This is a genomic window from Monashia sp. HAY1-11D (genome assembly GCF_056868035.1).
The window spans coordinates 3885926-3907159 of record NZ_CP200320.1; the positions used below are offsets into that span (position 1 = coordinate 3885926).

24 protein-coding genes and 1 tRNA gene are annotated in these 21234 nt (G+C 73.0%); 11 read left to right on the plus strand and 14 right to left on the minus strand.

Annotation, left to right across the window (positions count from 1 at the left end; all coding sequences use genetic code 11):
* Positions 1-157 precede the first annotated feature (157 nt).
* Positions 158-1012, plus strand: coding sequence for a PAC2 family protein (locus tag AC1VM9_RS18015; protein ID WP_481346166.1), 855 nt, complete (start codon positions 158-160; stop codon positions 1010-1012).
* Positions 1013-1031: 19 nt separating this feature from the next.
* Here AC1VM9_RS18015 and mshC read toward each other — a convergent pair whose 3' ends face one another.
* Genes mshC through AC1VM9_RS18035 form a run of 4 tightly spaced genes read right to left on the minus strand, consistent with a single transcriptional unit; the run spans position 1032 to position 4432 of the window.
* Positions 1032-2288, minus strand: coding sequence for a cysteine--1-D-myo-inosityl 2-amino-2-deoxy-alpha-D-glucopyranoside ligase (mshC, locus tag AC1VM9_RS18020; RefSeq protein ID WP_481346167.1), 1257 nt, complete (start codon positions 2286-2288; stop codon positions 1032-1034).
* A gap of 60 nt (positions 2289-2348) precedes the next feature.
* Positions 2349-3158 (minus strand): SCO1664 family protein, encoded by an 810-nt coding sequence (locus AC1VM9_RS18025; RefSeq protein ID WP_481341733.1) that lies wholly within the window; start codon positions 3156-3158, stop codon positions 2349-2351.
* Positions 3142-3690, minus strand: a complete 549-nt coding sequence (locus tag AC1VM9_RS18030) for a DUF3090 domain-containing protein (protein ID WP_481341734.1) — start codon at positions 3688-3690, stop codon at positions 3142-3144. The genes AC1VM9_RS18025 and AC1VM9_RS18030 overlap by 17 nt, the downstream gene beginning before the upstream one ends.
* A gap of 10 nt (positions 3691-3700) precedes the next feature.
* Positions 3701-4432, minus strand: a complete 732-nt coding sequence (locus tag AC1VM9_RS18035; RefSeq protein WP_481346168.1) for an MSMEG_4193 family putative phosphomutase — start codon at positions 4430-4432, stop codon at positions 3701-3703.
* Positions 4433-4504: 72 nt separating this feature from the next.
* Here AC1VM9_RS18035 and corA point away from each other — a divergent pair, with 72 nt between their 5' ends.
* On the plus strand, positions 4505-5506 hold the full coding sequence (gene corA / locus AC1VM9_RS18040; protein ID WP_481341736.1) for a magnesium/cobalt transporter CorA: 1002 nt from the start codon (positions 4505-4507) through the stop codon (positions 5504-5506).
* Between the two features lie 3 nt (positions 5507-5509).
* Here corA and AC1VM9_RS18045 read toward each other — a convergent pair whose 3' ends face one another.
* Positions 5510-6370: an undecaprenyl-diphosphate phosphatase gene (locus AC1VM9_RS18045; protein ID WP_481341737.1), complete on the minus strand. Its 861-nt coding sequence runs from the start codon at positions 6368-6370 to the stop codon at positions 5510-5512.
* Between the two features lie 128 nt (positions 6371-6498).
* Positions 6499-7584 carry an LLM class F420-dependent oxidoreductase gene (locus AC1VM9_RS18050; RefSeq protein WP_483123602.1) on the minus strand — a complete coding sequence of 362 codons (1086 nt, stop codon included), beginning with the start codon at positions 7582-7584 and terminating at the stop codon, positions 6499-6501.
* A 55-nt stretch (positions 7585-7639) separates the two neighbouring features.
* Between AC1VM9_RS18050 and AC1VM9_RS18055 the strand changes: the two genes are divergently transcribed.
* A complete protein-coding gene (locus AC1VM9_RS18055) occupies positions 7640-8575 on the plus strand; it encodes an aldo/keto reductase (RefSeq protein ID WP_481346171.1) in 936 nt (311 codons plus the stop codon).
* Positions 8576-8612: 37 nt separating this feature from the next.
* Here AC1VM9_RS18055 and AC1VM9_RS18060 read toward each other — a convergent pair whose 3' ends face one another.
* Together AC1VM9_RS18060 and AC1VM9_RS18065 are read right to left on the minus strand one after the other, a co-directional pair.
* Positions 8613-9071, minus strand: coding sequence for a hypothetical protein (locus tag AC1VM9_RS18060; protein ID WP_483123604.1), 459 nt, complete (start codon positions 9069-9071; stop codon positions 8613-8615).
* Positions 9072-9229: 158 nt separating this feature from the next.
* Positions 9230-10024 (minus strand): SCO4651 family lipoprotein, encoded by a 795-nt coding sequence (locus tag AC1VM9_RS18065; RefSeq protein WP_481346210.1) that lies wholly within the window; start codon positions 10022-10024, stop codon positions 9230-9232.
* A 142-nt stretch (positions 10025-10166) separates the two neighbouring features.
* Here AC1VM9_RS18065 and AC1VM9_RS18070 point away from each other — a divergent pair, with 142 nt between their 5' ends.
* The gene (locus AC1VM9_RS18070) at positions 10167-10352 is read left to right on the plus strand and encodes a DUF5703 family protein (protein ID WP_481341742.1); all 186 of its coding nucleotides are present in this window, start codon (positions 10167-10169) and stop codon (positions 10350-10352) included.
* A 54-nt stretch (positions 10353-10406) separates the two neighbouring features.
* Here AC1VM9_RS18070 and AC1VM9_RS18075 read toward each other — a convergent pair whose 3' ends face one another.
* Positions 10407-11744, minus strand: a complete 1338-nt coding sequence (locus AC1VM9_RS18075; RefSeq protein ID WP_481341743.1) for a M20/M25/M40 family metallo-hydrolase — start codon at positions 11742-11744, stop codon at positions 10407-10409.
* 141 nt (positions 11745-11885) lie between these two features.
* Between AC1VM9_RS18075 and AC1VM9_RS18080 the strand changes: the two genes are divergently transcribed.
* The 7 genes from AC1VM9_RS18080 to AC1VM9_RS18110 all read left to right on the plus strand — a co-directional run bounded on the left by AC1VM9_RS18080 (position 11886) and on the right by AC1VM9_RS18110 (position 16804).
* Positions 11886-11969 (plus strand) — tRNA-Leu (locus AC1VM9_RS18080).
* 197 nt (positions 11970-12166) lie between these two features.
* A complete protein-coding gene (locus AC1VM9_RS18085; RefSeq protein WP_481346211.1) occupies positions 12167-12739 on the plus strand; it encodes a MarR family winged helix-turn-helix transcriptional regulator in 573 nt (190 codons plus the stop codon).
* A gap of 4 nt (positions 12740-12743) precedes the next feature.
* The gene (locus AC1VM9_RS18090) at positions 12744-13553 is read left to right on the plus strand and encodes an ABC transporter ATP-binding protein (RefSeq protein ID WP_481346212.1); all 810 of its coding nucleotides are present in this window, start codon (positions 12744-12746) and stop codon (positions 13551-13553) included.
* The gene (locus tag AC1VM9_RS18095) at positions 13513-14334 is read left to right on the plus strand and encodes an ABC transporter permease (RefSeq protein ID WP_481346213.1); all 822 of its coding nucleotides are present in this window, start codon (positions 13513-13515) and stop codon (positions 14332-14334) included. The genes AC1VM9_RS18090 and AC1VM9_RS18095 overlap by 41 nt, the downstream gene beginning before the upstream one ends.
* Before the next feature lie 52 nt (positions 14335-14386).
* Positions 14387-15655, plus strand: coding sequence for an MFS transporter (locus AC1VM9_RS18100; protein ID WP_481346214.1), 1269 nt, complete (start codon positions 14387-14389; stop codon positions 15653-15655).
* Between the two features lie 4 nt (positions 15656-15659).
* Complete coding sequence (locus tag AC1VM9_RS18105; RefSeq protein ID WP_483123606.1) at positions 15660-16430, plus strand: HipA family kinase; 771 nt, start codon at positions 15660-15662, stop codon at positions 16428-16430.
* On the plus strand, positions 16427-16804 hold the full coding sequence (locus tag AC1VM9_RS18110; RefSeq protein WP_481343550.1) for a DUF3037 domain-containing protein: 378 nt from the start codon (positions 16427-16429) through the stop codon (positions 16802-16804). Before AC1VM9_RS18105 ends, AC1VM9_RS18110 begins: the two co-directional genes overlap by 4 nt.
* 15 nt (positions 16805-16819) lie before the next feature.
* On the opposite strand, the gene AC1VM9_RS18115 is transcribed toward AC1VM9_RS18110, so the two are convergent.
* The 5 genes from AC1VM9_RS18115 to AC1VM9_RS18135 all read right to left on the minus strand — a co-directional run bounded on the left by AC1VM9_RS18115 (position 16820) and on the right by AC1VM9_RS18135 (position 21177).
* Positions 16820-17629, minus strand: coding sequence for a TrmH family RNA methyltransferase (locus tag AC1VM9_RS18115; protein WP_483123608.1), 810 nt, complete (start codon positions 17627-17629; stop codon positions 16820-16822).
* Between the two features lie 14 nt (positions 17630-17643).
* The gene (locus AC1VM9_RS18120; protein WP_481343552.1) at positions 17644-18489 is read right to left on the minus strand and encodes a sulfite exporter TauE/SafE family protein; all 846 of its coding nucleotides are present in this window, start codon (positions 18487-18489) and stop codon (positions 17644-17646) included.
* 65 nt (positions 18490-18554) lie between these two features.
* On the minus strand, positions 18555-19760 hold the full coding sequence (locus AC1VM9_RS18125; RefSeq protein ID WP_483123609.1) for an SPFH domain-containing protein: 1206 nt from the start codon (positions 19758-19760) through the stop codon (positions 18555-18557).
* An 80-nt stretch (positions 19761-19840) separates the two neighbouring features.
* Positions 19841-20299, minus strand: a complete 459-nt coding sequence (locus AC1VM9_RS18130) for an NfeD family protein (protein WP_481343554.1) — start codon at positions 20297-20299, stop codon at positions 19841-19843.
* A 92-nt stretch (positions 20300-20391) separates the two neighbouring features.
* Complete coding sequence (locus tag AC1VM9_RS18135; protein WP_481343555.1) at positions 20392-21177, minus strand: ABC transporter ATP-binding protein; 786 nt, start codon at positions 21175-21177, stop codon at positions 20392-20394.
* Between the last annotated feature and the right edge of the window lie 57 nt (positions 21178-21234).

The window sequence follows — 21234 nt, forward strand, 5'->3', positions numbered from 1 at the left end:
CGGGCGGCCGGGGATCGGGTCGCGGAACGTCGGACCGACCGAATTCTACGGACCCGTGCCGACGGGCGCGTCGCCGCCCGCAGTGCGGGCACGGCGTCCGCACCACGGCATAGGCTGGCGGTGTGGTCGCGGGCGCGGCCGCGACGAAGGAGGCAAGGTGCTGGAGTTCGAGGACGTGCCGGAGCTCAACGACCCGGTGCTCATCGCGGCCTTCGAGGGCTGGAACGACGCGGGTGAGGCCGCCACGAGCGCCGTGCGTCACCTCGCCGACGTGTGGGACGCCGAGCTCGTCGCCGCCTTCGACCCCGAGGAGTACTACGACTTCCAGGTCAACCGGCCGCGTGTGTCGGTCGAGGACGGCCGCCGGGTCCTCACCTGGCCGACCACCCGCATCCTCGTGGCCACCGACACCGGCTTCGACCGCGACGTCGTCCTCGTCCAGGGCATCGAGCCCTCGATGCGCTGGCGCGCCTACTGCATCGAGCTGCTCGAGCTGGCCCAGCAGCTCGGCGTGACGACCATCCTCACGCTCGGCGCGCTGCTCGCCGACGTGCCCCACACCCGTCCGATCCCGGTCACGGCCACCGCCGAGGACGACTCGGCGATGCACCGCTTCGACGTCGAGGCGAGCCGCTACGAGGGCCCCACGGGCATCGTCGGTGTCCTCAGCCACACGGCCGCCGACACCGGCATCCCGACGGTGTCGGCATGGGCCGCCGTCCCGCACTACGCCGGTGGCCCGCCCTCGCCCAAGGCGACGCTGAGCCTGCTGCGCCGCATCGAGGCCCTCCTCGGCATCACGGTGCCGCACGCCGACCTCGAGGAGACGGCCCGGGCGTGGGAGCGCGGCGTCGACGAGCTCGCGCAGTCCGACGAGGAGGTCGCCGAGTACGTGCAGTCGCTCGAGGAGGCCCAGGACACCGCCGAGCTGCCGGAGGCGAGCGGCGACGCCATCGCGCGCGAGTTCGAGCGGTACCTGCGCGGCCGGGACGACGACCAGCGCGGTCGCTGACCGTCCCGGGCGTCCTGCCTCAGAGGCGGACGCCGAGCAGCGCGTCGAGCGCGCGTCCGACGACGCCGGGCGCGCCGGGGTCGTCACCGCCGCGGGTCAACGCCTGCGCGGCCCAGCGGTCGACGGCCTGGAGCGCGCGCGGGCTGTCGAGGTCGTCGGCGAGGGCCGCGCGGATGTCCTCGACGGTCTGGTCGGCGACCGGACCGCCGTTGCCGGACAAGGCCTTTCGCCACGTCTCGAGCCGCTGCTGCGCGTCGACGAGCATCGCGTCGTCGTACATCCAGTCCTCGCGGTGGTGCTTGGCGAGCAGGGTGAGGCGGATCGCCATGGGGTCCACGCCCTCGCGCCGCAGCTGGGAGACGAGCACGAGGTTGCCGCGGCTCTTGCTCATCTTCTCGCCGTCGAGCCCGACCATGCCCTGGTGGACGAACGCGCCGGCGAAGGCCGGGGCGCCGCTCAGCGCCCTGGCGTGCGCCGCGCTCATCTCGTGGTGCGGGAACACGAGGTCCGTGCCGCCGCCCTGGACGTCGACGGGCACACCGAGGTGGTCCATCGCGATGCAGGCGCACTCGATGTGCCAGCCGGGTCGGCCGGGACCGAGGCCGCCGCCGTCCCACTCGGGCTCGCCCTCGCGGTGGGCCCGCCACAGGAGCGCGTCGAGCCGGTTGCGCTTGCCGGGCCGGTCGGGGTCGCCGCCGCGCTCCTCGAAGACCTCCAGCATGCCGTCCTCGTCGAGGTGGCTCACCGAGCCGAAGCGCGGGTCCCGCGCGACGTCGAAGTAGACGTCGGTCGCGCCCTCGCGCGACGCGTCAGGGGCGGGCACCGGGTAGGCGGCGCCGTCGGCGACGAGCCGCTCGATCGGGGCGACGAACGTCGGGATGCTCTCGACGGCTCCGAGGTACTCGTCCGGCGGGATCACGCCGAGCGCGGTCATGTCCTCGCGGAACAGGGCGATCTCGCGGGTGGCGAGGTCGCGCCAGTCGATGCCGTCGCGCTCGGCACGCTCGAGCAGGGGGTCGTCGATGTCGGTGATGTTCTGGACGTAGCGGACCGTGCGGCCGCTGTCGCGCAGGATGCGGCCGAGCAGGTCAAACGTGACGTACGTGGCGGCGTGCCCGAGGTGGGTCGCGTCGTAGGGCGTGATGCCGCAGACGTAGACCGTGGCCTCAGGCCCCGCTGCCGCGGGGACGAGCTCGCCGGTCGCCGTGTCGCGGACCTTCACCTCGGGGGCGGAGCCGGGGACCTGCGGGATGAACGGCGTGGGCCAGCTTCTCACGCGCAGACTCTATCCCGGGCCGCCCACACCCCTCGACCGGCGTCCGCCGCGGTGCCGGCGTCACAGCGGCGGCCAGGGGACCGCCGGCCAGCCGGGGCTCGGGTACGGATGGATGCCGCGGTCCAGCAGGCGCTCCACCCGCAGGACCAGCGCGTCGACGTCGCCCTCGGGCAGGAGCGCGAGCAGCCGGTCACGCTCGGCCTCCTCGTCGAGGGCGGCGGACAACAGGGCCAGGCGCTCGCGGTCGGCGTCGGCGAACGGCTCGCCTGCCCAGCCCCAGAGCACCGTCCGCAGCTTGGGGACCGGCGAGAACGTGACCCCGTGGTCGATGGCCCACAGCCGGCCCGACGCGTCGCGGAGGCAGTGCGAGCCCTTCCGGTCGCTGTTGTTGATGACGGCGTCGAGCACCGCCAGCGAGCGCACGTCGTCGGCGCCGGAGTGCACCACGGTCACCGCCGAGCCGCCCGGCGCCTCGCCGTCGAAGACGGCGTGCCATCCCGCAGGGGCACGGCCCTCCGGGACGAGGTCGACGACGGCGTCGTCGGGCACCGGGTCGAAGGGGTCACCGACCCACAGCTGCACCGAGCCGGGCCCGAGCGGGCCGTCGCGCAGCACCGTCGGCGGCACGACGTGCCACCGACCCAGCTCGGACACCACGTGTGCCGCGACCTCGCGGCCCGCCAGGGTGCCCTCGGGGAAGTCCCAGAGCGGTCGCTCGCCACGCACGGGCTTGTAGACGACGTGCCCACCGGGCAGCGTCGACACGCGGGCGACGACGGCCATGTTCGAGGACCCGGCGACGCGCCCCAGCACCTCGAGCTCGCCGGTGAGGTCGACCGGCTGCGGGTGCGTCTCAGCGGCGGTAGCCATTGGCCCGCGGGCAGATGTGGCCCGTGGGGTCGAGGGGCCCGCCGCAGAACGGGCACGGGGGCCGGCCGGCGGCCACGAGCGCCGAGCTGCGGCGGGCGAAGGCCCGCGCGTCGGCGGGGTCGAGGGTCACCCGCAGCGAGTTGCGTCCGAGCGGGCCGACCGGCTCCTCGTCGTCGTCCTCGTCGACCTCGTCCGGGTCGTGGTCGTGGCACTCGATGACGATGCGCTGGCGGTCCTCGTCCCAGGCGAGCGAGAGGGTCTGCACGTGCCAGTCCTCGTCGAAGGGCGTCTGCAGCGGTTCGGTGTCCTCGGACGCGCCACCGGGCTGGCCGGGCTCGACCGCGGCCGCCGGGGCCAGCTGGTCGAGGACGTCGTTGATGCGGTCGGCGAGGATCGCGACCTGCTGCTTCTCGAGCCCCACCGTGACGAGGCGCAGGCCGTCGGTGGCCTGGAGGTAGAAGGCCCGCTGTCCCGTCGGTCCGACGGTGCCGGCGACGAACCGGTCGGCGGGGTCGAAGTCCTGGACCGTCATGCGTTCGACCCTATCCGACGAGGTCCGCAGGTCCGGCGCCACCGCCGACGACCGCGTCGCCCTCCGGGACCGCCGGCCGCCCGTCCGGCCGCAGCCCCGTCAGGTCCCCGCCGACGTCGTTGACGCGCAGGACGAAGGGCTTGCGGCTCGTGTACCGGACGACGCTCACCGAGGCCGGGTCGACGAAGATCCGCTGGAAGTCGTCGAGGTGGGCACCCGTGGCGTGCGACAGGACGGCCTTGATGACGTCACCGTGCGACACGGCCACCCAGACGGCGTCCGGGCCGTGCGTCTCGAGGATCCGCGCATCCACCTCGCGGACCGCCTGCAGGGCCCGGTCCTGCATCTGCACCATCGACTCGCCCGGGTACTGGGCGGAGTCGGGGAACCGGGCCTCGCTCGGACGGTCCTGCACGACCTTCCACAGCTCCTCGCGGGCCAGCTCGGCGAGCGGTCGGCCGGTCCAGGCCCCGTAGCGGCACTCCCCCAGCCCGTCGTGGACGCTGCGGCGGACGCGGCCGGGCAGCGGTGCGCAGAGCAGGTCGGCCGTCTGGACGCACCGGTCCAGCGGGGAGGACACGACCTCCACGACGGGCAGCGTCGCCGCGGCCAGACGCGCCCCGACCGAGGCGGCCTGCGCCTCACCGGTCTCGTCGAGGAAGACGCCGGGCATCCAGCCGGCGAGCGTGCCCGAGACGTTGGCGCTCGAGCGGCCGTGGCGCACGAAGATCACGGTGGGCACGGGCGCCAGCCTAGACGCGCAGGTGACCTCGGCCTCCAGTCCCCTCGCAGGACGGCGTGGTGACATAGGGGGGTGATCGTGGACAAGGCCATCTACCGCAACGGCAAGCGGCAGGGGTGCGGCGACCTCAGCGACGAGCTCGACGTGCTGCGCCTCACCCAAGACGGCTTCCTCTGGATCGGGCTCAAGGACCCCACCGACGAGGAGTTCGACCTCGTCAACGAGGAGCTGCACCTGCACCCGCTGGCCGTCGAGGACGCCGTCAACGGCCGGCAGCGCGCCAAGATCGAGCAGTACGAGACCTCGACGTTCGTCGTCCTCAAGACCCTGCGCTACGTCGAGGTCACGAGCGACATCGAGACCGGCGAGGTCATGCTCTTCATCGGTGACCGCTTCGTCGTCACGGTGCGCCACGGCGAGGGCAACCCCCTCGCCGGCGTGCGTCAGCGGCTCGAAGCCGACCCGGAGCGGCTCGACCACGGACCCCTCTCGGTGCTGCACGCCGTCATGGACTCCGTCGTCGACAACTACGTCGTCGTCGACGCCGAGATCAAGAAGGACCTCGACCAGATCGAGGAGGAGGTCCTCGGCTCGGACCAGCAGGGTGACGCCAACACGATCTACCGCCTCAAGCGCGAGGTGCTCGAGTTCCGGCGCGCGAGCAAGCCGCTCGCCGACACCCTCGCCAACTTCATGGAGCGCGGCCGCGGCCGGTTCCTGCCGACGGAGATCCTCGTCTTCTTCCGCGACGTCGCCGACCACCTGCGCCTCGTCAACGACCACGTCGAGTCCTACGACCGGCTGCTGACCGACGTCCTGTCGGCCCACCTGGCCTCGGTGGGGATCCAGCAGAACGAGGACATGCGCAAGATCTCGGCGTGGGTCGCCATCGCCGCGGTGCCGACGATGATCGCCGGTATCTACGGCATGAACTTCGACCGCATCCCGGAGCTCACCGCCAGCATCCACACGAGCAGCGGCGAGTTCTACTACGGCTACTTCGTCGCCCTGGCCGTCATGGCGGCGTCGTGCCTGGGTCTCTACCGCGCGTTCAAGCGCTCCGGCTGGCTCTAGGGGTCAGGTGGCGCTGATGACGCCGGCGGCGAGCACCGCTGCGAGGACGACGCCGAGCAGCACGCGGTACCAGACGAAGGCCATCAGGCTGTTCGTCGCGACGAAGCGCAGCAGCCAGGCGATCGAGGCGTAGGCGACGACGAAGGCGACGACGAGCCCGACGACCACTGGCCCCAGGCCGAGCGCCGTCAGGCCCTCCTTCTCCTGCACCGCCTGGAAGAGGCCCGCGGCCGTCAGGGCCGGGATCGCGAGGAAGAACGACAGCCGCGTGGCCGTGACGCGGCTGATGCCGCGCGCGATGCCCGCCGAGATCGTCGCACCCGAGCGCGAGACCCCCGGGACGAGCGAGAAGCACTGGACGAGGCCGATGACGAGCCCGTCCACCGGGCGGACCGAGTGCTCGTCCCGCACGAGGCCGCGGGCCTCGTGCCGGGCGTACACGCGCTCGGCGACGACCATGACGACGCTCCACAGCAGCAGGGCCGCCGCGACGACCCACAGGCTGCGCAACGTGCTCTCGATCGCGTGCCGCCCGAGGAACCCGACGACGCCGACGGGGACCGAGCCGATGACGACGGCCCACGCGAGCCCGTAGTCGGGATCGCGGCGCGCCTCCGCACTGCCGAGACCACGGAACCAGGCCAGGGCGAACCGGACGATGTCGCGGAAGAAGTAGAGCAGCGTCGCGACGATGGCCCCGAGCTGGATGACCGCGGTGTAGGCGGTGACCGCCGGGTCGTCGACCGACAGACCGAGCAGCTTCTCGGTGATCGTGAGGTGCCCCGTCGACGAGACGGGCAGGTACTCGGTCAGGCCCTCGACGACGCCGAGGACGACGGCATCGAGGTAGCTGAGGTCGGCCATGTCGTGGTCAGCCTTCTGCGTGGGGGTCGGGACCGGCGCCCCGGCGCGCCCCGGCACGGGGCGGCCACTCGGCACCAGCCTGCACCCTAGCGGGCGGTCCTGCGGGGCCGCCGCGTCAGCCAGCCGCGTCAGCCCGCCGCGTCGGCTCGGCCGGACGCGTCGAGGCCGGCGATGCCCGCCATCACCTCGACGGTGTCGAGCGCCTGGTCGCGCGTCATGCCGCCGCTCGTGGCGACGGCGAGCGTCGTGACGCCGGCGTCCGCGTAGCGCTGCATCCGCCGGGCCACGCGTGCCGGCGAGCCGAGCAGGGCCGTCTCGTCGATGAACTCGAGCGGGACGGCCTCCGCGGCCTCGCGGTGCCGGCCGTCGAGGTAGAGGTCCTGGACGCGGGCGGCGGCGTCCTCGAAGCCCATCCGGCAGGCGAGCTGGTTGTAGAAGTTCTGCTCCCGCGAGCCCATGCCACCGATGTAGAGGGCGCAGTACGGACGCACGTGGGCCGCGGCCGCCTCGACGTCGTCGAGGAGCACGACGGGGGTCGTCGCGACGACGTCGAAGCCGGCCAGGGGGTCCTCGGGCGTGCCCCGACCGGCGGCGCGCCGGGCGGTGCGGATCACCTCGAGGTGGTCGCCGGCGTGGTCGGGGCTGAAGAAGATGCCGAGCCAGCCGTCGGCGATCTCTCCCGAGAGGGCGAGGTTGCGCGGGCCGACAGCTGCCAGGTAGACGGGAACATGCGGGCGCAGGGGGCGCGTCCCGAGCCTGAGGGCCTTGCCGGGGCCGCCCGGCAGGGGCAGCGGGTAGTGCCGGCCCGCGTGCTCGACGACGTCGCGCCGCAGGGCGGCACGGACCACCTCGACGTACTCGCGCGTACGCGCCAGCGGCTGGGCGAAGGGCACGCCGTGCCAGCCCTCGCTCACCTGGGGGCCCGAGACGCCGAGCCCGAGCCGGAACCGGCCGCCCGACATGGTGTCGAGGGTGGCGGCGGTCATGGCCGTCATCGCCGGGGTGCGGCCCGGGATCTGCATGACGGCCGAGCCGAGGCCGATGCGCTCGGTCAGCGCCCCGATCCACGACAGCATCGAGACGCTGTCGCTGCCGTAGGCCTCCGCGACCCAGGCGCTGTCGTAGCCGAGGCGGTCGGCGGCGCGGGCCACGGCGACCATGTCCTCGCCGGTCGTGCCGCGTCCCCAGTACCCGAGGTTCACGCCGAGTCTCATGCAGGCGAGGCTATCGGTCACGACGCCGTCGGCCGACCGGCTAACGTGTCCCACCATGCGCAGGCGTCTCGGGTCGTCCGGTCTCTCCGTCACGCCCCTGGCGCTCGGGACCATGCTCTGGGGCAACGCCGTCGACCGCCACGACGCCGCCGAGCACCTGCGGGCGTTCGTCGACGCGGGCGGCAACCTCGTCGACACCGCCTACGGCTACGGCGGCGGCGACGCCGAGACCATCCTCGGCGGGCTCATCGGCGACGTCGTCCCTCGCGAGGACCTCGTCGTGTGCACCAAGGCCGGCATCTCCCGCGCGTCGGGCGAGCGACGCGTCGACGTGTCGCGTCGTGGCCTCATGGCCCAGCTCGAGGCGTCGCTGCGTCGCCTCGGCACCGACCACGTCGACCTCTGGCTCGTGCACACGTGGTCCGACGACGTGCCGCTGTCCGAGACCCTGTCGGCGCTCGAGTGGGCCGCGGTGTCGGGCCGGGCCCGCTACGTCGGCGTGTCGAACTACTCCGGCTGGCAGTCCGCACGCGCGTTCAGCCTGCTCGAGTCGGCGCGGGTGCCCTTGGTGGCCAACGAGGTCCAGCTCTCACTGGTCCATCGCGACGCCGAGACGGAGGTCGTCCCCGCCGCGGTGGGGCTCGGCTTCGGCCTCCTGCCGTGGTCACCGCTCGGACGCGGCGTGCTGACCGGCAAGTACCGCAACGGCATCCCCTCGGGCTCCCGGGCGGCCTCGAGCGACTTCCCCGGCTTCGCCCAGCGCTTCCTCGACGAGCACAGCGCGGGGGTCGTCGAGGCCGTGGCCATGGCCGCGCGTGGCCTGGGCACGTCGGCCGCCGAGGTCGCGCTGGCCTGGGTACGGGACCGCCCGGCCGTGGCCGCGCCGGTGGTCGGCGCGCGCACGACCAGCCAGCTGCGAACGGCCCTGGCCAGCCTGGACCTCGAGCTGCCGGCCGAGATCGTCGGCGCCCTGGACGACGTCTCCGCCTGAGCGAGCCACCCGGTTCGACGCCGGGTCGACCCGCGACTCAGCTCCCGGAGGACCCGGGACGCGCGCCGTGCGAGGCGTCGCGCCGGGGCAGGTCCGCCTCCTCGTCCTCGTAGTCGTCGTCCTCGTCGTCGTCCTCGTCGTCGAGGTCGTCGTCCTCGTCGTCGAGGTCGTCGTCCTCGTCGTCGAGGTCGTCGTCCTCGTCGTCGAGGTCGTCGTCCTCGTCGTACTCGTCGGGGTCGAGGCCCGCGTAGACCCGGCCGTCAGAACCGTCGTCGTCCTCGTGCCCGTCGAAGTCGTCGCCGTAGATGGCGAGCGGCGTCGCGACCTCGGTGGCCTCGTAGAGCGCCTCGTCGTAGTCGTCGAACGCCTCGGCGAGGTCCTGCGCGGCGGCGACCACCATCGGGTGGTCGGGGTCGCGGCTGGCCGACGCGGCCTCGTAGTGGCGCTCGAAGGCGGCGACGAGCTTCTCGAGCGCGGAACGCGGGTCGACGGTCATGCCACGACCGTAGTCGACGCGTCGCGTGCAGAGAACCGCATTGCCGCTCGCGTCGTGGACCCGGGTCCGGACGCGGGACGACCCCGGCGCGACGGGTCGCGGCGGGGTCGTCGGCGTCGGCGGGCCGGGCGGGGGGGCTCAGCCGTGGACGGGGTCGGTCACATCGGCGCCTTCACGGTGTCCTTGGCGGCAGGCGCCGTGATGTCGACGGGCTCGCCGTACTTGCTCATCCGCATGTCGGCCTTGACGCCGGAGATGTCGAACGTGACGCGGCGCAGGTGGTCCTGGTCGTCGAGCCACACCGTGTAGAGGATGGTCTTGGGCAGCTGGCCCTTGGCGTCCGCGCCGAGCTGACCCTCGATCGCCGACGTGTCGAGCGTCAGCTGGTACTTGTCCATCGACTGACCGTCGAGGGAGTCCTCTCCGACGAACTTCACGTCCGTGAGGGCCTTGTCGAACTGGTCGTACATCTTCGTCGGGTCGGCCTGGGCCAGGGAGGACGTCAGCTGCCGGCCCATCGCCGACGAGCTGTCGAGGACCGCCCACTTGCCGGGCTTCTGTCCGGGGACGCCCTTCATGTAGATCTTCTTGTCCACGAGGATCATGTCGAGCTGCATCTGGCCGGCCATGTCCATCGACACCTTCATGGCCGGGTTGCCCGGGTCGACCTTGGTGTCGCCGGTCATCTCCATCTTCTGGCCGGCGGTACCCATCGTCATCGTCACGTGCGCCGTGGTGGCCGTCGCGGCGCCCTTCTTCAGCGCGTCGACGAACGCCGCCTTGTCCTTGTACGGGCCGCCCGCGTCGGCAGGCGCGCTGGTGCTCGTGGCGGCGGCCGAGGCCGGCGCGGTGCTGGCGGCCGGCGGGGCGTCGGCCTTGCCACAGGCCGTGACACCGAGGACCGCGGGCACGACGACGAGCGCGGCCGCGACCCGGCGCAGGTTCCATTTCATGTGATTGACCTCCTGGGCCATCGGCGCCGGGCCAGGCCACGGCGGTTCCCCTGTGTGCGTCGGCTCCCCTCCGACGAGTACCGGTCGAGGCTATCGCGATGCGTCGACGCCTCAGGTATCGGTGGTGTCACAATGGGCGGCGATGACGGAGTACGAGTACCGGGTCCTCACCTTCGACCGCCGCACGTCCAAGACCGACGCGCGGCAGCAGCTGCGCGAGCACGCCGAGTACGGCCGCTGGGAGCTGTTCCGCACCGTGGTCTACGAGGGCGGCGTCCGGCGGATGTGGCTGCGGCGGCGCATCATGCGCGTCCAGCGCACCGCCTGACCGTTCGGCCCCTCGCCCGGTGAGCGGGGTGGGTCCGGCCCGTCCGGCAGCGGGTCAGCAGGTGCGCAGGAAGTCGCCGAGGACGCGCGCCCCGAACCGCAGCGACTCGACGGGCACCCGCTCGTCGATGCCGTGGAACATCGGGGCGAAGTCGAGGTCGGCGGGCAGGCGCAGCGGCGCGAACCCGTACCCGGTGATGCCCAGGCGGCCGAGCGCCTTGTTGTCGGTGCCGCCGGAGAGGCAGTAGGGCAGCACGCTCGCCTCGGGGTCCTCGCGCAGCAGGGACTGCTTCATCGCCTCGACGAGGTGCCCGTCGAACGGCGCCTCGAGCGCGACGTCACGGTGCACGACCTCGACGTCGACGTGCTCGCCGGCGAGGCGGCGCACCGTCTCCATGAGGTCGTCCTCGTGGCCGGGCAGGAACCGGCAGTCGAGCGCGGCCGTCGCGGTCTGCGGGACGACGTTGTGCTTGTAGCCCGACTCGAGCATGGTGACGTTGGCGGTGTCGCGCAGCGTCCCGCGCACGAAGCCCTGGGCGCCGCCCATGGCGCCCAGCAGCTCCTCGAGGTCGTCGTCGGCATACCCGATGCCGGTGAGCGCGCTCAGCCCCTCGAGCAGGTCGCGCACCGAGGCGATGTACTCGCGCGGCCACTCGTGCGCGGCGATCCGGCCGATGGCCCCTGCGAGGTGCACGATCGCGTTGTCGGCGTTGGGAACCGAGCCGTGCCCGGCCCGTCCGTGCGCGCGCAGGCGCAGCCAGGCGATGCCCTTCTCCGCCGTCTGGAGCAGGTAGGCCCGACGCTCGCCCTGCGGCGTGGGCACCGTGACGCTGTACCCGCCGACCTCGCTGACCGCCTCGCTGACGCCCTCGAACCACTCCGGGTGGTGGTCGACCAGCCAGTGGCTGCCGTACGTGCCGCCGGCCTCCTCGTCGGCGAAGAAGACCACCGTCGTGGTGCGGGCGGGCTTGGTCCCCGTGCGTGCCAGCTGCCGGACGTTCGCGAGGATCATCGCGTCCATGTCCTTCATGTCGACCGCGCCCCGGCCCCAGATGCAGCCCTCGCGCTCCTCCGCCGCGAACGGGTCGACCTGCCAGTCGGCGGCGTCGGCCGGCACGACGTCGAGGTGACCGTGAACGGCCAGACCCGGACGCGTCGGGTCCTCGCCCTCGAGGCGCAGGACCACCGTCGCGCGTCCCGGCTCGCTCTCGAGCAGCTCCGCGTCGAGGCCGACCTCGGCGAGCTGGCCCAGCACGTACTCGGCCGCCTTGCGCTCCCCCGGCCCGCTGCCGTCGCCGTAGTTCGTCGAGTCGATGCGGATGAGATCGGCGCAGATGCGGGCCACCTCGTCCTCGGCGGCGATCGTGGCGGTGCGGTCGACGGGCTCGCTCATGCGGCCAGCCTAGGTGGTCGGCGGCGACCCCGACCGGACGGATGCCGGTGACGGCTGGGGTCGTTTGGTCTTTTGGTCGGGGCCCCTGTAACGTTCTCCTCGCCGCAAGGGGCTCCCTCGAGCCCCCTTGCTCATCACCTTGTCGGGGTGGCGGAATGGCAGACGCGCTAGCTTGAGGTGCTAGTGCCCTTAACGGGCGTGGGGGTTCAAGTCCCCCCCTCGACACCCACGGAACCCCCGGGCCCCAGCGCCCGGGGGTTCTCGCGTTCCCAGCGCCGGTCCCCGTCCCTGTCCCGGGCCCTGACGACATGACCCCATCACCCCATGACTCCATGACTCCATGACTCCATGACTCGATGACCGTCGACGGGGCCCGTCGACACCTCTGACACCGAGATGACCATCGAGATAATCTCGATCTCGTGACCGGCCGAGACCGCCCTGCCCGCACCGCCGCGGCCCTGGCCGACGACGTCCACGACGTCATCGGCCTGTTCCGTCGCCGGTCGCGCCGCCTGGTCGGCACTCCCCTGCCCGATCTCGGGCTCTCGGGCGCCCAGCTCGAGCTGGTCCGCGTCGTTCGGCGCAACCCCGGCATCGGCGTCGCGGAGGCGGCCTCGGCACTGGGGCTGGCTCCGAACACCGTGTCGACGCTCGTGGGCCAGCTGACCGGGCTCGACGTCATCGTGCGCGTGCGCGACGCCGCCGACCGACGCATCGCGCGCCTCGAGCTGACACCGTCAGCCGCTGCGGCGCTCGAGCACTGGCGCGACCGTCGGACCCAGGCCACCGTCGTCGCCCTCGACGCGCTCGACGCCGAGGAACGCGCCGCCGTCGCCCGGGCGCTGCCGCTCCTGGCGCGCGTCGCCGCATCGCTCCCCGAGCCGGGCACCCCGAACCCGCCGACCCCGCCCGGTTCCTCGGTCCCGTCGACGACGACCGCTGCGAACGCCACCACACCGGCGGGCGCCACCGTCGAGCAACCAGGACGGTGACCGCGTGACGGCGGCGCCCGCCCTCGACATCCGTGACCTCGGCTACAGCTTCGGCCGGCACCGGGCCGTCGATCACCTCAGCCTCACGGTGGAGCCCGGTGAGTGCTTCGGCCTGCTCGGACCCAACGGCGCCGGCAAGACGACGACGATCCGCCTGCTCAACACCCTGCTGCCCCTGCAGGAGGGGCAGGTCGAGGTGTTCGGCCACTCGGTGCGCGCCCGGGCGATGCAGGTGCGGCGCCTCATCGGCTACGTGCCCCAGCAACTGTCGATCGAGGGGGCCCTGAGCGGCCGCGAGAACGTCGAGTGGTTCGCCCGGCTCTTCGACGTGCCCCGCCGCGAGCGGGCCACCCGCGTCGACGAGGTCCTCGCCATGGTCGACCTGCTGCCCGACCAGCACCGGCTGGCCTCGACCTACTCCGGTGGCATGGTCCGGCGCCTCGAGCTGGCCCAGGCGCTCGTCAACCAGCCGGCGCTCCTCGTCCTCGACGAGCCGACGGTCGGCCTCGACCCCGTCGCGCGCGACAGCGTCTGGCAGCGGGTCGCCCAGATGCAGGACGACCACGGCATGACCGTCGTCCTCACCACGCACTACATGGAGGAGGCCGACGCGCTGTGCGACCGCGTGGCCCTCCTGCACCACGGTGCGCTGCGCGCCCTCGGCTCGCCCGGCGACCTCAAGGCCGCCGCCGGCGGCGGCGCGAGCCTCGAGGACGTCTTCCGCCAGCACACCGGCGACACCCTCGAGGACGAGCAGGACGGAGGGCTGCGCAGTGTCCGGGCAACGCGTCGAACCGCGCGCCGCCTCGGTTGAGCGCGCCCCGCGCACCGGACCGCGGCTGCTCGTCTCGCGCGTCGGCACGTTCTGCCTCGTCGAGCTGCAGAAGCTGCGGCACGACCGCAGCGAGCTCGCGACGCGCGCCATCCAGCCGGTCCTCTGGCTCGTCATCTTCGGCACGACGTTCAGCCGCATCCGGGCCATCCCGACCGGGGACGTGCCCTATCTCGACTTCCTGGCCCCCGGGGTCATCGCGCAGTCGGCCCTGTTCATCGCGATCTTCTACGGCATCCAGATCATCTGGGAGCGCGACGCGGGAGTCCTGACCAAGCTGCTCGTCACCCCGACGCCACGGGCCGCACTGGTCGCCGGCAAGGCCTTCGCGGCCGGTGTCCGCTCGGTGGCCCAGGCCGTCATCGTCGTCGTCGTGGCCGCGCTCATGGGCGTCGGGATGACGTGGAACCCGCTGCGCCTGCTCGGCGTCGTCGTGGTCGTCATGCTCGGGGCGGCGTTCTTCTCGTGCCTGTCCCTGTCGATCGCCGGCATCGCGCTGAGACGCGACCGCCTCATGGGCATCGGGCAGGCCATCACGATGCCGCTCTTCTTCGCCTCCAACGCCCTCTACCCGGTCGAGCTCATGCCCGGCTGGCTCCGCGTGCTCAGCCACGTCAACCCGCTGACGTACGAGGTGTCGGCCCTGCGTGGCCTGCTCCTCGGCACCCCCACGAGCTACTGGCTCGACCTCGGCGTGCTCGCCGGCAGCGCCGTGGCCGGCATCGCCTGCGCGGCTGCCCTCATCGGGCGGCTCGCCCGCTGACCCGACTGCCCGCGTGCCGCGGAGTGGGGGCACCGACCGTACGCTGTGCGCCGTGACCTTCCTGCGCGCGCTCTGGAGCCTGCTGCACGGGCGCCGCTTCCGTCGGCTGTTCGTCAGCCGGGTCACCTCCCAGGGCGCCGACGGCATCTTCCAGGTGGCCCTGGCCAGCCACGTGCTCTTCAACCCGGAGAAGGCGGCCGACGCCCGCAGCATCGCCCTGGCCTTCGCCACGGTGCTGCTGCCCTACAGCCTGCTCGGACCGTTCGTCGGGGTGCTGCTCGACCGGTGGGACCGCCGGCGCGTCCTCGTGGTCAGCCAGGGGCTGCGGGCGGCGGCGATGCTCGGCGTGGCCACGATCGTCACCGGGGCCGACAGCGGGCCGCTCTTCTTCGGCCTCGTCCTGCTCGTCTTCTCGGTCAACCGGTTCATCCTCGCCGGCCTGGGGTCGGCGATCCCGCACGTCGTCGAGCCGGACGACCTCGTCAGCGCCAACTCCGTCGCGCCGACGTGCGGGTCCCTGGCCTACCTCCTCGGTGGTGGCGTCGGCACCGGCATCCGGGCGCTCGGCGGCTCCGACCTCGTCGTCGTCGTCCTCGGCGCGGCGGGCGCGCTCGTGGCGATGTGGGCCGCCTCCCGCCTGACGGACATCGGGCCCGACGACGTCGCCGAGGCACCCTCGTTGGGGCACGTGGCGCGGTCCGTCGTGGCCGGTGTCGTCGAGGCGGTCCGCACCGGCCCCCGTCGGGCGCGGGTCCTGCTCGGGCTCGTCTTCCTCACGCGGCTGCCGTTCGGGTTCCTCCTCCTGCAGACGCTGCTGCTCTTCCGCGGGCCGTTCGAGCACGGCCACGGGGCGCTCGGCTTCACGGTGGCCGCGGCGGCCTCGGCCGTCGGCTTCGCGTCCGCGGCGTTCGTGACGCCGTGGCTCGAGCCGCGGCTCACCGCGCTGCCGTTCGTGGCCCGGGTCCTTGTCGTCGGCGCCCTCGTCTGCGCGCTGCTCGGGCCGTTCCTGCAGCCGTGGAGCATCGTGGCCGTCGCCTTCGCGGTCGCGCTGACCTCCCAGGCCGTCAAGATCACCGTCGACTCCCTCATGCAGGCGCACGTGCCCGACCACCTGCTCGGCCGGGCCTTCTCGGCCTACGACGTCGTCTACAACGCGGGCATGGTCGCCGCCGCCGCGCTCGGTGCGCTCCTGCTGCCGGAGTCCGGCCTCGCCTGGTGGCCGCTCATCGCCTTCGGCGGCCTCTACGCGGCCGCGGCGACGACCGTCGGACGCGCCTGGTCGGGAGCGGCGCGGCTCGACGAGGAGCGGCCACTAGGCTGACGCCGTGCTCCCCCGGCTCACCGCGACCCGCTACGTCACGCCGCTCAAGGAAGGCGGGTCGCTCCCGGGGATCGTCGAGGCCGACGACGACGGAACGTACGTTCTGAAGTTCCGCGGCGCCGGACAGGGCCTCAAGGTGCTCGTGGCCGAGGTCGTCGTCGCCGGGCTCGCGCGCCTCGTCGACGTGCCGGTGCCGGACCTCGCCGTCATCGACCTCGACCCGCGCATCGCCCGCTACGAGGCCGACGAGGAGGTCCAGGACCTGCTGACCGCCTCGGTCGGCACCAACCTCGGGGTGGACTTCCTGCCCGGCTCGCTCGGCTACGACGGCTCGCTGCCGCCCGACCGCGACCTCGCCGAGCGCATCCTGTGGCTCGATGCGCTCACCGCCAACGTGGACCGCACCTGGTCCAACCCCAACCTGCTCGTCTGGCACGGGCGCACGTGGGCCATCGACCACGGCGCCTCGCTCTACTTCCACCACTCGTGGCCGAGCCGCGCGCCGGACCCCGACCGCTTCGCCGCCCAGCCGTTCGACGCGTCGCGACACGTCCTGCGCGACGTGGCCGGGGACGTCGGCGCCCGTCACGACGAGCTCGCGGCGCGCGTCACGCCCGGTGCCGTGTCCACGCTGCTCGCCGACGTGCCCGACGAGTGGCTCGAGGACACCCCGTTCCTCACCGGTCCTGCGCAGGTGCGCGAGGCGTACGCCCGGATGCTGGCCGCTCGGCTCGGCAGCCCGGCCGCGTGGCTGCCGACGGAGGTCGCCGCGTGAACGCCTACCAGTACGTCCTGCTGCGACTGGTCCCCCGCGTCGACCGCGAGGAGTTCATCAACGTCGGCGTCGTCCTCTACAGCCAGGAGGCCGACTTCCTCGACGCCGCCTGGGAGCTCGACGTGGCCCGGGCCGCGGCGCTGTGCCCGACGTGCGACCTCGACGGCGTGCGCGCCATGCTCGACCAGGTGCGGGCCGTGTGCCGGGGCGAGACCGGGCGCGGCAGACCGGTGCTCGACAAGCTCGGACAGCGGTTCGGCTGGATCATCGCGCCGCGCTCCACCGTCGTGCAGCCGGGACCGGTGCACGGGGGGCTCTGCGAGGACCCCGCCGTCGAGCTCGACCGGCTGATGGCGCGCCTCGTCCGCGGCTGAGGCGCAGGGCGTGGGTCAGCGGGGCCGCACGGCCCACATCGCGACGGCGCTCGCCGCCGCGACGTTGAGCGAGTCGACGCCGCCGGCCATCGGGATGCGGACCGTGAGGTCCGCGGAAGCGACCGTGCGCGGCCGGAGCCCGTCCCCCTCGGTGCCGAGGACCACCGCGAGGCGCGGGGGCGGGTCCGCCTCGAGCTCGTCGAGGCCGACCGAGTCGTCGGTCAGGGCCATGGCGGCCACGGTGAACCCGGCGTCGTGGAGCACGTCGACACCCTGCGGCCACGGGTCGATGCGGGTCCAGGGCACCTGGAAGACGGTGCCCATGGAGACGCGGATCGACCTGCGGTACAAGGGGTCGGCACACCGGGGCGTGACGAGCACGGCGTCGACGCCGAGCGCGGCGGCGCTACGGAAGACGGCCCCGACGTTCGTGTGGTCGACGATGTCCTCGAGCACGACGACCCGGCGTGCGTCGCGCAGCAGGTCGGGCACCTCCGGCAGGACCGGACGCTGCATCGCGGCCAGGGCTCCGCGGTGCAGGTGGAACCCGGTGAGCTGCTCGATGACGTCGTGCTCGCCGACGAACACCGGCACACCGGCGGCCTCGGCGTCGGTCACGACGTCGGCGAGGTCGTCGAGCCAGCGCCGCGCCATGAGGTACGACCGCGGCGCGTGCCCCGCCCCCAGCGCCCGTCTGATGACCTTCTCGCTCTCGGCGATGTAGAGGCCGCGCTCGGGCTCGGTACGCCGACGCAGCGCCACGTCGGTGAGCCCGACGTAGTCCTCGAGCCTCGGGTCGGCGGGGTCGGTGATCTCGATCGGCACGTCGGCTGCTCCCCTCACGAGAACCACACGAGCCGGACCACGGCCACGACGCCGATGACGACGATGAGGGCGCGCAGGGCGTTCGGCGGGATGCGTCGGCCGATGCGCGCGCCGATGATGCCGCCGACGAACGAGCCGCCCCCGACGAGCAGGACGACCAGCCAGTCGACGTGGTCGCGGGCGAAGAGCACGAACACGCACGCCGCGACGAAGTTGACGATGAGCGACAGGACGTTCTTGTAGCCGTTGAGGCGCTGGAGCGACTCGCTGCTGAGCAGGCTGAACAGACCCATGAGCAGGACGCCCTGGGCCGCGCCGAAGTACCCGCCGTACGTGCCGGCGACGAAGACGCCGACCGCCACGGCCGGGGTGTGCCATCGGGGCTCGCGCAGCCGTGACGCGTCCACGGCCGCTCCGTCGGCGGGTCCGGGCTCGCCCGCCCCGCCCGGGTGCCGTGTGGGCACCGCGCTGACGTCGGCTAGGGCCCGGCGCCGCTGCACCACCGGGCCGGCGACCACGAGGGCGACCGCGACGAGGATGAGCACCGGCACGATGGCCTTGAACGCCTGGGGCGGCAGCACGAGGAGCAGCCCTGCGCCGACGACCGAGCCGAGGAACGACAGCGGCATGAGGCGGCGCAGGGTCGGCCCGGCCCCGGTCAGCTCGTGCCGGTACCCCCACGACCCGGTGACCCCGCCGGCGACGAGCCCGATGTTGTTCGACACGTTGGCGACGAGCGGGTTGACGCCGAAGAAGAGGAGCGTCGGGAAGGTCAGCAGCGTGCCGGACCCGACGATCGTGTTGATGATGCCGGCGCCGGTCCCGGCGAGCGCGACGGCGGCCGAGGACCAGAACGACACCCGGCCACCCTACAGAGGGTGGCCCGGTGTCGATCGAGCCGGTCCACGGTCGCCGGCCGGACGCGTCACTGCCGGGTCGGCGGCTCCTGGCCGGTAACCGGCGCCTCCCCGACCTCGCCCGGTGTCTGGGGTTCAGCTGCGGGCGCGACGGCCGGCGTCTGACCAGGCATCGGCTGCGAGGGCGCCACCGGCGGCGGGGGCACCTCCCCGGTCGGCTGCACGGGCGGCTGCTGGCGGCCGATCGGCGCCGCGTGCTCGGTCGACTCGGCACTGGCCGCGGCGGCCTGGCCCCGGGCCTCGGCCAGCGCCTTGGCCGAGTCCTCGAGGATCGTCTCGGCGAAGGCGTCCTCCTCGGCGTCGGTCGTCTGCACCCAGGCCTCGTCGTCCTCGGTGGTGCGCGGGTCGGTGCCCCCGAGGGCGTTGCCGATGCCCTTGAGGGCGTCGGTGAGCTCCGAGGGGACGATCCACATCTTGTTCGAGTCACCGCGGGCGATCTGGGGCAGCACCTGGAGGTACTGGTACGCGAGCAGCTTCTGGGTGGGCTTGCCGCGGTGGATCGCCGAGAAGACCTGCTGGATGGCGCGGGCCTGGCCCTGGGCCTCGAGGATTCGGGCCTGGGCCGAGCCCTCGGCGCGGAGGATCTGGCTCTGCTTCTCACCCTCGGCCGTGAGGATCGCGGACTGCTTGACGCCCTCGGCCGTGAGGATCGCGGCGCGGCGGTCGCGCTCGGCGCGCATCTGCTTCTCCATCGAGTCCTGGACCGAGTGCGGCGGGTCGATGGCCTTGAGCTCGACGCGGTTGACGCGGATGCCCCACTTTCCGGTGGCCTCGTCGAGGACACCGCGGAGCTGGCCGTTGATCTGGTCGCGGCTCGTCAGCGTCTGCTCGAGGTCGAGCGAGCCGATCACGTTGCGCAGGGTCGTGACCGTCAGCTGCTCGATGCCCTGGATGAAGTTGGCGATCTCGTAGACGGCCGCCTTGGCGTCGATGACCGAGTAGTAGATGACGGTGTCGATGCTGACGACGAGGTTGTCCGAGGTGATGACCGGCTGCGGGGGGAACGAGACGACCTGCTCGCGCAGGTCGATGTTGGCGCGCACCTTGTCGACGAACGGCACGAGGAAGTGGATGCCGGCGGTGAGCGTCTTGTTGTAGCTGCCGACGCGCTCGACGATCTGCGCGGTCTGCTGGGGCACGATCCGGACCGTCCGCAGCACGACGACGGCTGCGACGATCACGATGAGGATCGGGATGATGAGTACCGGGTCCACGACCTTCTCCTTGTCTGGCCACGCGCCCCCGAGGACGCGTGGTCGCTGGCCCGGACCGGTCGGCCCGGGCGTCGAAACGGTCAGCCGCCGACGATGTGCGCGCGGCTGACGATGGCGGTGGCGCCGTCGATCGAGTCGACGACGACCTCTTCACCCGGCTCGATGCTGTCCCCGAGCGTGCGGGCCGACCACTCCTCGCCCGCGAGCTTGACGCGGCCGCCGGCCCTCGTCACGCGGTCGAGCGCGACGGCCGACCGGCCGACGTTCGCGGCCGCACCCATGAGGAGGGCCGGGGCGTGGGAGGTGAGGCGCCTCTTGAGCCAGGGACGCACGACGGCGAGCAGCGCCACGGCCACGAGGGCCGCGACGACGGCCTGGACGGCCGGAGGGGCACCGAAGGCCGCGGCGAGGGACCCGCCGACCGCGCCACCGGCGAGCATGAGGAAGGTGAAGTCCACCGTGGCCGTCTCGACCGCCACGAGGACCAGCGCCACCCCCAGCCAGACCACCCACGCGTAGCCCTCGAACACCGCGCCCACCCCGTCTCGTCAGAGTCGGTGCCCGGCGAAGGGCACCGACGCCCCGTGCGTCACTCCTGTGACGTCTCCGATTCTGCCCCAGTTCCCTGAGATCAGGACCGGGCGCGGGCCGACCAGCGCTCGCCGTGCTGCTCGAGCACGAGCGGGATCCCGAAGGTCTCGGACAGGTTCTCCTCGGTGAGGGTCAGCGGAATCGGCCCGGCCGCGACGACGCGTCCCTCCCGGAGCAGGAGGACGTCGGTGAACGAGGGTGGGATCTCCTCGACGTGGTGGGTCACGAGGACCAGCGCCGGGGCCTCGGTGTCGGAGGCGAGGTCGCCGAGCCGACGCACGAGGTCCTCGCGGCCACCGAGGTCGAGGCCGGCGGCCGGCTCGTCGAGCAGCATGAGCTCCGGGTCGGTCATGAGGGCGCGGGCGATCTGGACGCGCTTGCGCTCACCCTCGCTCAGGGTGCCGTACCGGCGGTCGGCGAGGTGGTCGGCGCCGAGCGCCTTGAGCAGCTCCATGGCACGCACGTAGTCGACGTGCTCGTACGACTCGCGCCAGCGTCCGATGATGCCGTACGAGGCGGTGACGACGACGTTGCCCACGATCTCGTCGCCGGGGATGCGCTCGGCCATCGCGGCGCTCGCCAGGCCGATGCGGGGTCGCAGCTCGAAGACGTCGACGGCACCGAGCACCTCGCCCAGGACCCCGGCGACGCCGGTCGTCGGGTGCATCCGCGCCGCCGCCACCTGGAGCAACGTCGTCTTGCCGGCGCCGTTGGGGCCGAGGACGACCCAGCGCTCGCCCTCCTCGACCTCCCACGAGACGTCGTCGAGGAGCGTCGTGGGTCCGCGTCGGACACTGACACCGGCGAGGGCGAGGACGTCGCTCATGGCCCCGACCCTATGGCACGCACCGCCGGTCGACCCCGCGGCTCACCCTACGATGGC